Annotated in this window: 11 protein-coding genes and 1 pseudogene; 7 read left to right on the top strand and 5 right to left on the bottom strand. The window is 60.1% G+C overall.

What is annotated here, in order from left to right:
• Window positions 1-799: 799 nt before the first annotated feature.
• On the top strand, window positions 800-1,567 hold the full coding sequence (locus tag CP557_RS20680; RefSeq protein WP_097381912.1) for an IclR family transcriptional regulator: 768 nt from the start codon (window positions 800-802) through the stop codon (window positions 1,565-1,567).
• 156 nt (window positions 1,568-1,723) lie between these two features.
• Here CP557_RS20680 and CP557_RS22720 read toward each other — a convergent pair whose 3' ends face one another.
• The gene (locus tag CP557_RS22720) at window positions 1,724-1,891 is read right to left on the bottom strand and encodes a hypothetical protein (RefSeq protein ID WP_169924429.1); all 168 of its coding nucleotides are present in this window, start codon (window positions 1,889-1,891) and stop codon (window positions 1,724-1,726) included.
• 12 nt (window positions 1,892-1,903) lie between these two features.
• Window positions 1,904-2,872, bottom strand: a complete 969-nt coding sequence (locus CP557_RS20675) for a C-terminal binding protein (RefSeq protein WP_097381911.1) — start codon at window positions 2,870-2,872, stop codon at window positions 1,904-1,906.
• Between the two features lie 153 nt (window positions 2,873-3,025).
• Between CP557_RS20675 and hisD the strand changes: the two genes are divergently transcribed.
• A complete protein-coding gene (hisD, locus tag CP557_RS20670; protein WP_097381910.1) occupies window positions 3,026-4,318 on the top strand; it encodes a histidinol dehydrogenase in 1,293 nt (430 codons plus the stop codon).
• Between the two features lie 252 nt (window positions 4,319-4,570).
• On the opposite strand, the pseudogene CP557_RS20665 reads toward hisD, so the two are convergent.
• Window positions 4,571-6,051, bottom strand: a pseudogene (locus CP557_RS20665) (CoA-acylating methylmalonate-semialdehyde dehydrogenase).
• Between the two features lie 453 nt (window positions 6,052-6,504).
• Complete coding sequence (locus CP557_RS20660; RefSeq protein ID WP_143825109.1) at window positions 6,505-7,596, bottom strand: substrate-binding domain-containing protein; 1,092 nt, start codon at window positions 7,594-7,596, stop codon at window positions 6,505-6,507.
• A 686-nt stretch (window positions 7,597-8,282) separates the two neighbouring features.
• Between CP557_RS20660 and CP557_RS20655 the strand changes: the two genes are divergently transcribed.
• The 5 genes from CP557_RS20655 to CP557_RS20635 are packed head-to-tail and all read left to right on the top strand — an operon-like array spanning window position 8,283 to window position 12,126.
• Window positions 8,283-9,110 (top strand): ABC transporter permease, encoded by an 828-nt coding sequence (locus CP557_RS20655; protein WP_097381908.1) that lies wholly within the window; start codon window positions 8,283-8,285, stop codon window positions 9,108-9,110.
• 3 nt (window positions 9,111-9,113) lie between these two features.
• Window positions 9,114-9,899 (top strand): ABC transporter ATP-binding protein, encoded by a 786-nt coding sequence (locus CP557_RS20650; protein ID WP_097381907.1) that lies wholly within the window; start codon window positions 9,114-9,116, stop codon window positions 9,897-9,899.
• Between the two features lie 2 nt (window positions 9,900-9,901).
• Window positions 9,902-10,708, top strand: a complete 807-nt coding sequence (locus CP557_RS20645) for an ABC transporter permease (protein ID WP_097381906.1) — start codon at window positions 9,902-9,904, stop codon at window positions 10,706-10,708.
• Between the two features lie 18 nt (window positions 10,709-10,726).
• Window positions 10,727-11,614 carry an FAD binding domain-containing protein gene (locus CP557_RS20640; RefSeq protein ID WP_097381905.1) on the top strand — a complete coding sequence of 296 codons (888 nt, stop codon included), beginning with the start codon at window positions 10,727-10,729 and terminating at the stop codon, window positions 11,612-11,614.
• Between the two features lie 26 nt (window positions 11,615-11,640).
• Window positions 11,641-12,126 carry a CoxG family protein gene (locus tag CP557_RS20635; RefSeq protein WP_097382064.1) on the top strand — a complete coding sequence of 162 codons (486 nt, stop codon included), beginning with the start codon at window positions 11,641-11,643 and terminating at the stop codon, window positions 12,124-12,126.
• A 216-nt stretch (window positions 12,127-12,342) separates the two neighbouring features.
• Here the strand turns inward: CP557_RS20635 and CP557_RS20630 are convergent, their stop codons facing one another.
• Entirely contained in the window at window positions 12,343-13,311 is a 969-nt protein-coding gene (locus tag CP557_RS20630) for an amidohydrolase family protein (RefSeq protein ID WP_097381904.1), read from the bottom strand.
• Window positions 13,312-13,417: the final 106 nt, after the last annotated feature.

Genomic DNA, 13,417 nt, shown 5'->3' with positions numbered 1-13,417 from the left:
GGTGGTATCGAAAAGCAAAGATATCCCCGTACAAAGGGCGTGGCAAGCGCCAGAAGTACCCCGGAGTGAGTTCGGGTCGTCGCCGTTGAACGCATGCCGGAACTGCGACCGCGTTTCTCGTCAATACGAGAGATCAGTCGACAGCATTCGAGACCGACACGACTCGAGTTCGAGCGCGAGCAATGACACCAATCGGATAGGTATAGATACTGATTATAAGTTCGATGTGGCAGATATGAGTTGGGAAAGCGACGGCAGGTCTAGTTCGATTATCAGAGTGTAATATATCAGACTTCCAGTAAGTGTGACCGCTCGCTGACGCCGAATGCCGACACGCGTCTTCGCAGAGCGAGCCATCGCTCGACCGAATCACCGACCATATAGAATTACACTGGTACGTTTGTATATAATTGTGGAGCGCACTTACGACGGGCGGGTATTTCCCGGAACGCAAGTGAATTACAGAAGTACGTCTGTAATCCAAGTATTGGGTTGGACGGAGCGACACCGAGCGAGGGCAATGAAAGACGATGAACGATCGTTCGGTGTTCCCGAACGGCAGTCGGGGCCACTGCGGATCGAACGGCGACGGGGTTGTATGAGAGACATATACAATAGAAGTCGAGACCCGCTCGGGCGCTAACAATAGAAACGATTGGCGCGCTGGATCCTTCGTGTGAGTACCGAGTCGGGGCGAGACACGGAACGAAGCACCCGCTAAGGCGTGTTCGGAGACACCGAACTCGCTAATGGAGAACGATGCACAAGTCTTAACCCGAGTTGACCCGAAACATGGGCAATGGCATCAGATAACAACCGAAATCGTCGGGTAAAGACGGCAGATACGGTGTTCGGAATTATCGAATCCATCCAAGCGCTGGACGGCGCGGGGGTAACGGAACTTTCCGAAGAACTCGGGTTGGCCAAGAGCACGATCCACGATCATCTCTCGACGATGGTCGAGAAGGAGTACCTGGTCAAAAACGGCCAGACCTATCAGCTAGGGCTGAAATTTTTAAATCACGGCATACACGCACGGGACAGTCTCGACCTCCTACCCACGGTCCAGCCAAACCTCAAACAGATGGCCAACGAAACGGGAGAAATCGCCTGGTTCCTCGTCGAAGAGTACGGCCGGGGAGTGTATCTCAGCAAGGCAAAAGGAGATCGAGCCGTCCAGCCGTACGGGAAGATCGGTAACCGAGTCGACCTGCACAGTATCGCCGCAGGAAAGGCGATTCTCGCCCATTTGCCGGAGGACGAAGTGCGGACCATCATCGAGAAACACGGACTCGAGTCGCAAACGAGCGAGACGATCACCGATACCGACCAGTTGTTCGAGGAACTCGAATCGATCCGTCAATCGGGCGTCGCGTTCAACGACGGGGAGTCGCTGGCCGGCCATCGAGCCGTCGCCAGCCCGATCTGTCCGAACGACCGACTGATCGGCGCAATCGTCGTTTCGGGACCGAAAAACAGAATTCAGGGGGATATGTTCACGGAGAAGATCCCGGAAATCGTCTCGGGGACGGCGAACGCGATCGAACTGGAACTGACTGCCCGGTGACGACGGTACTCGAATCACGGTTTCGAGGTCGACTACCGTGGTAACATTTTACGTGTGGAACGCTACCGCATTCGTGGTTCGGTAATTCCGAACACAGTTCCAGCGATAACCGGGACGGACTGCTGTGCGTATTTCGGATGCCTGTGGTGAGCGAGATCAAAACGGGTTGAGACGAGCGGCTTCGATCGGGGACGGACGGGCCTGATCGAGCGAGTTTCGCTGGGGGATATCGAGACCGTCCTCTCCGACGAGGTGCCCACCACAGAACGGACTCGTGATGGCTGCCCGATGTGGCGTGTTCATCTCCGAGTCCCAGACGCTCATCGGTCCAGTCGGTTACTGGCGGACCTCGTCGTTGACGAGGTATTCGGAAACACCCCCTTCGAGCGTCGTCCGAACGTTCCACGCGGCCTTTTCTCTGAGTTCGACGACGCTTTCCGCGGAGTTCCACGCTGCATGCGGTGTCAGGAGCACCTGGTCGAGTTCCATCAGTTTCCCGTCCGGTTCCGGCGGTTCGTCGGCGAGAACGTCCAGCGCTGCACCGGCAATCTCACCGGCTTCGACTGCGTCCGTCAATGCGGCTTCGTCGATGATCCCGCCTCGCGCAGGATTGATGATGAACGCGGAATCTTTCATTCGAGCGAACTCCGCGGTGCTGATCATCCCCTCGGTTTCGGCGGTTAGCGGCGTGTGTACTGACACGGCATCGGACCGCTCGAGCAGCGTCTCGAGGTCGTCGACGAGCGTTGCATTCGTGTCCGCCACGTCGTCCTCACCGAGGTATGGATCGAACGTGACGACGTCCATTCCGAACGCGGTCGCCTTTTGACAGACCGCTCGAGCGATGTCACCGAAGGCGACCAGCCCCAACGTCTGGCCCGAGAGGCGGTGCATCGTTCGACCTGCGGTGACATCCCACTCGCCGGCCTTGACGCGCCGATTGTAGTCGACGACCTTCCGTTCCAGCGCCAGGAGGAGCGCCATCGTATGATCGGAGACCTCGGGGATGCAGTAGTCGGGGACGTTCGTGACGTGGATTCCCCGGTCGGTAGCCGCATCGAGATCGACGTTGTCGACGCCGATGCCGGTACGGGACACGATCCGACAGTCGGGCATCCGGTCCATCCGATCGGCGTCGATCGTCTCGTACATCACGATGACCGCGTCCGCGCCCTCGAGGTGATCGTCCAGCGGTCCGTCGACGGCTTCACCGTCGATGACGTCCGCGCCTACTTCCTCGAGAATGTCCCGTTCGATGTCCAGCGTCTCGAACGTGTGATCGGTGAATACGACTTGGTACTCCATACCGTGCTCTCGTGGTTACGGCTACCTAAATGTATTCCTCGAAGGACTCACCCGCGGCAAGTGGACCGCGTTTCCCCGTGATGGGCGGACGAACGCGAAGGTCGTGATCCGCACCATCCTAAGCTTTATTACAGTTGGCACGGAGTTCATACCATGGCAGACAAAGGTGAGTATCTCAAACAGGCTGAAGAGGCCTCTCTGGAAGTCGATCAGGAGGTCACCGAGGCAGTACAGGATATTCTTTCGACGGTTCGGAACGACGGAGACGACGGCGTCAAGCGGCTCACGGAGAAGTTCGACGGGGTCGAACGCGAGGAGTTGCGAATCACCGACGACGAGCTCGCAGCGGCTCGAGACGACCTTTCGGCGGATCATCGCGAGGCCATCGACAAGACGATCGAAAACGTCCGCGCCTTCCACGAGGAACAACGAACGCACATCCAGGGATTCGAGAAGGAGTTCCAGCCGGGGGTAACGCTCGGCCAGCGAATCGTTCCCGTCGAATCCGCCGGCACGTACGTTCCCGGCGGCCGGCATCCGCTGGTAGCGGCCCCCGCAATGTCGATCGTCCCCGCGGATATCGCGGGCGTCGACCGGATCGTTACCTGTGCCCCACCCCAACCGGACGGGACGATACAGTCGGCACAGCTCTACGCGATGGACCAGTCGGGAGCCGACGAGATTTACTGTATCGGCGGCGCACAGGCCATCGCTGCGATGGCGTACGGAACGGAGACGGTCCCGTCGGTCGCGAAGATTACCGGCCCGGGGAACGTCTTTACCACGGAGGCGAAACGCCAGGTGTACGGCCACGTCGGCATCGACTTCCTCGCCGGGCCGAGCGAAGTGCTGATCATGGCCGACGAGACGTCCGATCCCGAACTGATCGCGACCGACCTTCTGGCCCAAGCCGAACACGATCCGAACTCGAGACCGATACTCGTCTCTACGGACGAAGCGATAGCCCGCGATTCGATGAGCGAACTCGCCGATCAGTTGCCGGCACTCGAGACCGAAGAAACCGCACGGGACTGTTGGGAGAACAACGGTGAGGTCGTCGTCGCCGCCGACAGTCGGGAAGCGACCGACATCGCGAACGAGTACGCGATCGAGCACCTGCAGGTGATGACCAAGAACCCCCGCGATCTGATGGACGATCTGTACAACTACGGGTCGCTGTTCCTGGGGGATCACTCTCCCGTCGTCTTCGGCGACAAGGCAGTGGGGACGAACCACAGCCTACCGACGGTGGAGGTCGCTCGGTACAGCGGCGGCATCTGGGTCGGAACGTACCTCAAGACGCTCACCCACCAGCAGGCGACCGCCGAGGGTGCAGCTAGTATCGCGCCCCACGCGGCGAAAATCTGCGAAATCGAGGGCACGCACGCGCACCGACTGTCAGCCGAGGCACGACTCTCGACCGACGAGACCGCGGATACCGATTAACGCCGGCTGAAACAGCCGTTTTTGATTCGAACAGTCGACGCTGGTACTCGTCGTGGATCAGTATTATCGAGGACCGGATAGTGGACGACACGGCCGCGCCGGGACGCCACGTCCGAGTGCGACCGATACGCCGGAACGGGCGATAGCGACGCGGTAGTCGTCTCACCATTCGAGAGCATTACTGACGGCGCTTGCTGTGCGGTCGCGATCGGCGCTTCAAGAAAAAGATTCGAATCGTGGTCGCCAGCCGACTTACTGGTCGGGCCAGCGCTCGATGTAGATCGTTTTGTCGGTGTAGAACTGAATCATGTCCTCGCCCTGTGCGTGGAGGTCGCCGAAGAACGAGTCCTTCTGTCCGCCGAAGTGGAAGAACGCCATGGGTGCGACGGTGCCGACGTTGACGCCCAGATTGCCCGCTTCGGCTTCCTTCTTGAACCTGTTCGCCTTGTGTCCGTTGTTGGTAAAGAGGCTGGCAGCGTTACCGAATCGGCTCTCGTTGACCGTCTCGACGGCCTCATCGAAGTTCTCGGCACGCATCAGATTGACCACCGGTCCGAAGATCTCCTCGCGAGCGATGACCATGTCGGCGGTCACGTCGCCGAACACGGTCGGTCCGAGGAAGTTCCCGTCCTCGTATCCATCGACCGTGATATCACGGCCGTCCCGGAGCAGAGTCGCGCCCTCTTCGATCCCCGTCTGGATGTGATTGCGCACGTTCTGTTCGTGTTCGGGGTGATGAGCGCCCCCATGTCGACGTCGTCCTCGAGGCCCTGGCTAACGGTCATCTCGTCGGCTAGCTCGACGGTGCGGTCGACGAAGTCGTCGTAGATGGAGTCCTCGATGACGACGTTGTCGAGGGCGAGACACCGCTCGCCGGCACAGGCACACGACGCCGACAGGACCTTCTCGGCGGCGAAGTCCAGATCCGCGCTCTCGGTGACGATGACGTGATTTTTCGCGCCGCCCTGTGCCTGGACGCGCTTGCCGTTCTTGGCTCCTCGCTCGTAGACGTGTTTGGCGATGGGCGTGCTGCCGACGAACGACGCGCCAGCGATGTCGTCGTGGTCCAGCAACGCGTTGACGGCTTCGGGACCGCCGTGGACCATGTTGACGACGCCGTCCGGGAAGCCGGCCTCGTCGATCAGCTGGAAGATCAGCCGCGCCGTCAGCGGGTCCTGCTCGCTGGGCTTCAGAATGAACGTGTTGCCGGTCGCGACCGCGTACGGCAGGAACCACAGCGGGATCATCGCGGGGAAGTTGAACGGGGTAATCGCAGTGAATACGCCCAGTGGCTGTCGAACTGCGCTCTCGTCGATCTCGGGCGCGGCGTGGGCGAGGTTCCCCGCCTGCATCATCGATGGGATGCCACAGGCGACCTCCACGTTCTCGATTCCCCGCCGTACCTCACCGCGAGCCTCGGCGAGCGTTTTGCCGTGTTCCTGGACCACCAGTTCCGCCAGGTCGGATTCGTGTTCCTCGAGCAGCTGCTTGAATTCGAACAGCGGTTGAATGCGTTCCTCGACCGGAGTCGATTGCCAGTCCTGAAAGGCCTCGAGTGCGTCGCCGACGACTCGATCCACGTTCGCTTCGTCGCTAAACGGGACGTGACCGAGCGTTTCACCCGTCGCAGGATTGACGATATCCTGTCCGTTGCTTCCAGTGATCTCGGTCCACTGACCGTTGGCGTAATTTCGAAGCTGCCCGTCGTCTGCTAATGTCTCTAGCTCAGGCATGTGTTCGGATCTAGACCCGCGTATATATAATGATTCCGTCCACGAGTTCGCGTCACAAGACTCCAGGAACGGCACGATCGGAGGAGCGAGCACCGGTTTCGTTTTCGGGTAACGGTCTCGTTCTCCGAGAGTCGGTGACCAAGGTATAGCGGGATCGTCGCTCGATCCGTCGACGGTATATCGGCGGCCACCGAAACGCTTCCGTCAGAAGCGTTCCGACTGCGAGACGCGCATCGTCAGCGCTGTCTGTCAACGTGACCGTCTTATAAAGACCACAGAATGGGCGTTCCCGACCGGCGATGACCGCCCGTTGCCAGCGGTTCGTTTCCACCCGTGCGTCGAGCGGCGACGAGGTCGACTCGGGAGCGAGCCGCGAAGTCGGTGTTAGTAGAGCGATTCGAACTGGACGGTGTGATTCGGTTCCGCCGTTTCCAAGGCGTGTGTGACGATATTTTAAGACGAGATTGTCTCGAACGAGATGTTTTCGCTCCAGCCCTCGGGAACGAAACCGATGCTCTCGGAGTATTCGATGAACTCCCGGTCGGCTGCGATGGCGTCTTCGCTCATCGTAACGTCCTCGTAGACCATCTGAGTGTCAGTGTCGTACTCGAGGTTGAGCCCCCAGTCGATGATGTACTCGGCCTGTGCCGCGTTTTGCGCGCCGAGCATCTCGATGTAGTCCTCGTTGTCGAGCACGTGGCCCTTCGGATCGTCGAGGAACCAGTCGATACCCTGCTGGAACGCGTCCGTAAAGGCCTCGACGGCCTCCTGTTCCTGATCCCAGAACTCCTGGGTCGTCACGAGCGAGTTCAGCTGGGGAATACCGAAGCCTTCCTCTGCGGCGAGGTCGGCGCCCCAGAAGAGTTTCGTCAGGTCCTCCTGACCGTCGGTCAGGAAACGCGCACCGCCGTGTTCGGGCGACGTCGAACCCGCAGCGAGTTCGCCGTCGTTGATCAGCGTCGGGATCGCGACGTAGTCTGCCGTCGTCACGTTGAAGTCACCGCCTTCCTCGGAGAACTCGTATCCGTACACCTGGTCCATCGCGATCGTGTCGGTCGGAACGTGGCCGCCGTTCCAGGCACCGATGCCGACGAGGGCGTCGTCCTCGACGAGGGCGTCGATCGAAGCCTGGACGCTACCGGTGTTGTCCGGATCGTAATCCCCGCCGGTGTCGACCATCCACCCCATGTACTGTGGGTGTATACGTCCGAAGACCACGAGGTTCTGGTCACGCTGACCGGCGAGCTGTGCCGCTTCGAGCGAGCTGAACGTCGAGAACGTCGCCTGCCCGGACGCGAACAGCGCCGCGTCTTCCCAGCTCGAGTCGATGGTCATCTCGTATCCCGCCTCGTCCATCGTGTCCTCGAGAATGCTGGTCTCGTTGACGATGTGATCCATCCAGACGCCCATCATGCCGTCGGGCGCCATTGCCATCCCTGGGCCACTGCCGCCGCCGTTGCCGCCACCACCCATGCATCCACTGAGTGCGCCGATGGTCGCTGCAGTGCCGAGTCCTTTGATAAAGGTTCGTCTTTGGCTTGTCATACCGTATCAGTGCTTGGAAGCACTCCCATTTAATAGTTTGGGTAAATAATTATATATAGGATGAGTAAATCGTGACTACTTGGTCGGTAGATAGCTATATTTAATCCGTTTCTTTCACGGTTTGATATACTTCGATGCAGAAAACACAAACAATGTATTCTCTGTTCATGAACAACGGGGAAGAAACGGATCCGAGAGCGAGGCTCGTCGACAGGTACCGATGACGTGGATCGGGGCAGATGACACCAGTCTACTCGCGGACCGGTGTGGCCAATCCAGCCCGATACTAGTTTAGGTGTGCGCAAGAGTCGTACGATTCAAGCGGTTCCACCGGTAACTGCGAGCGTCTCCCATGGCTCGGTTGGGATCCCGAAGCTGTCGCGGACGGTCGGAATCTCGTCCGACGACCGAACATCGTAGTCGACGCGTAGCGCGAGGCAGTAGTACCCGAGTTGAAGGTCCGACGACGCCCCAGAGGCCGTTTCCGGTAGCGGGAGACGGAATCAGCCGTTCGAAACGGGTTCGTGAGTCGGGGGGGGGTAGCAGTTCTGTGGACCAACAAAAGCTTTAATAGTGAAAGTTGCATCGTGGCACATGGAGCATATGATAACCAGTCACAGTGGGCTGAATAGCAACCGTGCTATCGCCGTCCAAAACACCTCTCTGAGACTAGAGAGGAAACGACAATGAGTACGAGAACGAGTCGAAGTATCGACCAGTTCGTCCCGAAGGTCCTCTACACGCAGAACAAGGTGATCTTCTTCGAATCGATGCTATTCATCGTTATCGCCTGGGCCGTTTTGTCCAACGTACTTGGTCTCGAGTCGAGTATTTCGTCGCCGACGCTCGTCGGTGAACGAGCGTACACGTTGGTGGCCTCCGGCACGGCGACACCGCACATGATCGCTACGATTCGACGTGTTGTCCTGGGATTCGTCATCACGACGATCATCGGAACCGTTCTCGGTATCGTGATGGGCATGTCCGACTTCTGGCGCCACGCGCTCCAGGATTACATCACGGTCGGGCTCGCCCTGCCGTCGCTGTTCGCCGCGATTTTCGCGGCGATGTGGTTCGGCGTCAGCGACACGACGCCGATCGTCGCCGGCGCCGCCATCGCGTTCCCCTTCCTCACCCAGAACGTCTTCGAGGGAGTGAAAAACGTCGACTACGCCCTCCTCGAGATGTCGAGCGCGTTCGACGTCTCGCGGCGGCGGACGATCTGGCGCGTCATCGTCCAGTCAGTGCTTCCGGAGTGGTTCGCAGGGGCACGCTACTCCTTTGCGATCTGTTGGAAGATCACGACGCTCGCCGAGCTGATCGCAGCGGGGAGTGGCGTCGGCTTTATGATCGAACGGCAGATGGAGATTCTCTCGCTGACCGGGGTCCTCGCGTGGACGGTCCTGTTCACGGGGGTCATCCTGATCGTCGAATACGGTATCCTACAGCAGATCGAAAAGCGGGTCTTCGACTGGCGGGAAGGAACGGACATGGGAATGATTGGAGGTGTCTAACCAATGAGTTCACAAGCACGATCGGACGACAGAGTCGCAGTGGAATCGGAAAACGCAGCAGCAATTCACATCGAAAACCTCGGCAAGACGTTCGATACGTCCGAAGGGGTCGAGGAGGTCTTCAGCGACATCAACATCGACATCGAACCGGGCTCGTTCGTCTGCCTGCTCGGGAAGTCGGGGAGCGGAAAGTCGACGATGCTCAACATCGTCAGCGACGTCCTCGAGCCGACGGAGGGCCAGGTTCGGTTCGAAAATCAGGACGGAAGTACCGACGTGACGCTCGGACACGTCTTCCAGTCACCCCGACTGCTGCCCTGGAACACCTGTGTCAACAACATCGAATACGTCCACGAGAACAATCCCGATTACACGGAACAGCACGCTCAGACGCATCTCGATCTCGTCGGGCTCAGCGAGCACTACGACAAGTATCCGACGCAGCTGTCGGGCGGCCAGCAACAGCGGGTCGGGATCGCACGTGCACTCAGCACCGACCCCGGCGTCCTCCTGATGGACGAGCCGTTCAGTAACCTGGACGAGATTACCGCGGAGACGCTTCGAGACGAACTCCTCGACATCTGGCAACAGCTCAACAAGACGGTGTTCTTCGTCACACACGACATGACCGAAGCCATCCAGCTATCGGACCGGCTACTGATGCTGGGTCAAGGCGAAATCTACGCCGACCTGGAGAACCCGCTCGAGCGTCCACGGGAGGTCGACTCGGACGAATTCCTGAAGTTCCGTGGAGAGGCAATCAGAGCCTTCCACAGCATCGAGGACTGACGATGGCAACGACAGATGAAACTGCATACGGCATCGGAAACCTTCCGACCGGCGTCCCCGCCCGGGTCTTCGGTATCGTGTTGGGGTTCGTCGGCTGGTTTGCGCTCGCGTCGGTGTTCCCGAACGAGCTAATGCCGTTCCCCCAGGAAGCGCTCGGTGACGCCTGGAACCTCGTCGCGAGTGGCGTCGCGGGCACCCACCTGTGGGCGACGATGTGGCGAACGCTGTGGGGCTTCATCGGATCGATGGTGCTCGGGACGATGTTGGGCGTCTTCATGGGCGTGAACAACTTCGGTCAACGGTTCTTCACGCCGTGGGTCGTCGTCGGGCTCTCGATCCCGGCGATTGCCTGGGCCGCCGTCGCCACGCTCGTCTTCGGTATCAGCATCATCACGCCCGTCTCGGCGACGGTGCTGACGACGTTCCCCTACATCGCGATCAACGTCTGGAAGGGCGTCGAGAGCATCGAGGCGGACCTCGTGGCGATGTCCAAGTCGTTCAACATCTCTCGAAAGCGGATGCTCAAGCGGCTGATCCTCCCGAGTGCAGCACCGTTCCTGTTTTCGGGATTCCGGTTCGGCCTCGCCATCTCGTGGAAGATCGTCACCATCGCGGAGATCTTCGTCGGTAACTCCGGCGTCGGCTACAAGCTGATGCAGACCTACCAGCTCTACCAGTTCGAACAAGCGTGGGCGTGGGCAGCCCTGTTCATGGTCGTGATCCTCATCATCGAATACGTCGTCGTCAAACCGCTCGAAAAGCGCGTGTTCGAGTACCGCCACGACGCCGACTTCGACCTCATCGGCTGAACCACCTCACCACTATCAATGAAACCGACACAATTCGACTACCATCGACCGTCGACCCTCGAGGAGGTCTTCGACCTGCTGGAGAACCATCCGGACGCGGAGCTGATGGCAGGGAATCAGTCGCTCGGAATCGTGATGGCAAACCGGCTCGCGACGCCGGAGCACCTGATCGATCTCGGCGATGTCGACGAACTCGAGTACGTCCGACAGGAGGACGACGCGGTCCGGATCGGGTCGATGGTTACCCACCGAGCGATCGAGCGATCGGAACTGTTGGCGGAAACGGTTCCGATGCTTCCACGGTCCGCCGAGCAGATCGCCGGTCCGAGCGTCCGCAGTCGCGGTACGCTCGGCGGGAGCCTCGCCGAGGCGGATCCAGCGGGGAACTACCCGACGGCTCTCCTAGCACTGGACGCGACGATACACCTCCGCTCGGCTGCGGAGGACCGGAGCGTCTCCGCCGAGGAGTTCTACATCGCGTACATGTTCACGGAACTCCGGGAGGAGGAAGTCATCGAGTCGGTTACGGTACCCCTCGATCTCTTTCCGCCCGACGTTTCGGGAATGGCCTTCGAAGAGCTCAAGCCCGCTGCACAGACCTGGCCGACCATCAGCGCCGCAGCCGCGGTTCGGGTCGACGACCCGGAGGCCGAGGAGCCGATCATCGAAGCGGTTCGACTCGTCCTCGCGAACGCGGCCGACGTGCCGTTGCGGGTCGAGGACGCAGAGGCCGAACTCGAAGGAGAGCCCCTCTCAGAGGCAGGGCTCGACGCGGCCGCCGACATCGTCGTGGAGGCGGTCGACCCAACAGGAGAGATGCACGCGGATCGTGACTACAAAGTAGAAACGGCCGGGGAGTACGCGAAGCGCTCTCTCGAGATAGCATACGGAAACGCAGTAGAATAATGTTAGAATTCAGTGGCGAATACGAGATGGAACAGTCGCGAGAGGAACTCTGGCCGTACTTCACGGATCCGGACGTACTGGCACAGTGTGCGCCGGGATGCAAGGAGATGATCCTCGAATCCCCACACGAGATCACGGCAGTGTTGGCGGTCGGCGTCGGGAGCGTCAAACCCGAGTTCGACGTCGACGCCGTCGTCACGCACATCGAGTATCCGGAATCGCTCGAACTGAAGGCCACCGGCCAGGCACCGCGAAACGAGTTCGAGATGACCGCGTCGATGGAGTTGCTCGAACGCGAGGGCGGCGGGACGACCGTCGCGTGGGAGGCGAACGCCGACGTCTCCGGAACGATCGTTAGTCTCGGCGGGCGAGCGCTCAAGAGCGTCACGAACCGCCTGGTCAAGAAGTACTTCTCCGACATGCAAGCCATCGTCGAAGCAGACGAGGGAGCCGAATCGAAACTCGAGGCGGCACCGGAAGAGAAGGCGAAAGATATCGACGTCGAACTGTAATCGAATTTCGACGAGCGGTCGTTCGACTCTCCCGTCGGACATCAGTCAGTGAGCAGCCGATTCGTCTTTTCGAACGCGAGTAGCCGTCACCGACACGCCGGAACGACGATCAGTGGAGACGCGGGACGAGCATCCGAGGAATCGACACCCAAGGGAAGCGTCGATCGGAGGAACCAATATCCAAAAAAGCGGAGTCGTCGAACCGGTCGGAGGTGGTTACTCGTCGACGTTGGCGAGGAGATCCAGCGTGTTTCCACCGAGGACCGCCGCTGCGTCGGTCTGGGAGGCGACGTCCGTCACGACGGTCGCAAACCGGTTCAGTTCGTCCGAGGAGCGCCCCTCGTAGGGAGCGTCGGTACCGAACACTACCTGCGAGGACGGCAGCTCCTCGAGGGCCGTCCGGACCGGGGCGTGGTAGCCGAAGAACCCGGAGGAGTCGATATAGATGCGTTCCTCGAGTTGCTGTTTGAACTCGTTGTAGGGCTTGATGTGCTCCTGTCCCGGCCACCGGCCGATATCGTGGTGAAGGTGAACGCGACCGAGCATGCTCGCGATGTTGCCACCGAGGTGGTGGAAGACCAGATCGAGGTCGGGGTAGTCGTCGAGGATGCCCATGTGAATCATCTCGAAGATGCTTTCGGAGAGGGCGGCTTCGCGCCCGAAAATCGCGTTCAGCCGGTACTTGTCGTCGAGGACGTCAGGGTGGAGCGAATCGTCGATCTTCGGGTGGACGAGCAGGGGTGCGCCCTCACGCGAGGCGACGTCGAAGACGGACCGGACCTCCTCGTCGGAGAGTTTGATACCGTGGGACGTCGTCTCGAGTGCGCCGCCGTGGTATCCCGCGTCCAGACAGCGCTCGAGTTCCTCGGCAGCGGCGTCGCCGCCTGCACCGACGGGGAGCGCAGCGAGGCCGTAGAGCTGTTCGTGTTCCTCGATGATCTCCAGCAGTTCGTCGTTCGCCGCGGCCGTTTCCTCGACGTCGTCGTGACCCATGAACGGCGGCTGAGAGAGGACCAGGCGATCGATGCCCGCCGCCTCGTATCGCTCGATCGTCTGCACGGGATCGCGGTGAATCGGGCCGATGATGTCGTCGAGTGCTTTCATCGAGTCCGGCACGGACGTTACCAGGTGCGCACCGAAGTCGACGATTGGGAAATCGCGGTCTGCAACAGTATTCTGTGGCATCGAATACGTAATCGAGCGGTCAGCGCTTAGATGTTTTGATCGGCGGACTCGATGGGTCGGCTGGAACGGCGAACTGTACGGTTCCGAACGCAATTCCGACCGGACG

The sequence above is a fragment of the Natrinema ejinorense genome, from assembly GCF_002494345.1.
Classification (GTDB): domain Archaea; phylum Halobacteriota; class Halobacteria; order Halobacteriales; family Natrialbaceae; genus Natrinema; species Natrinema longum.
The sequence above is the reverse complement of the archived record's forward strand: the minus strand, read 5'-3'. Positions and strand labels throughout refer to the sequence as shown.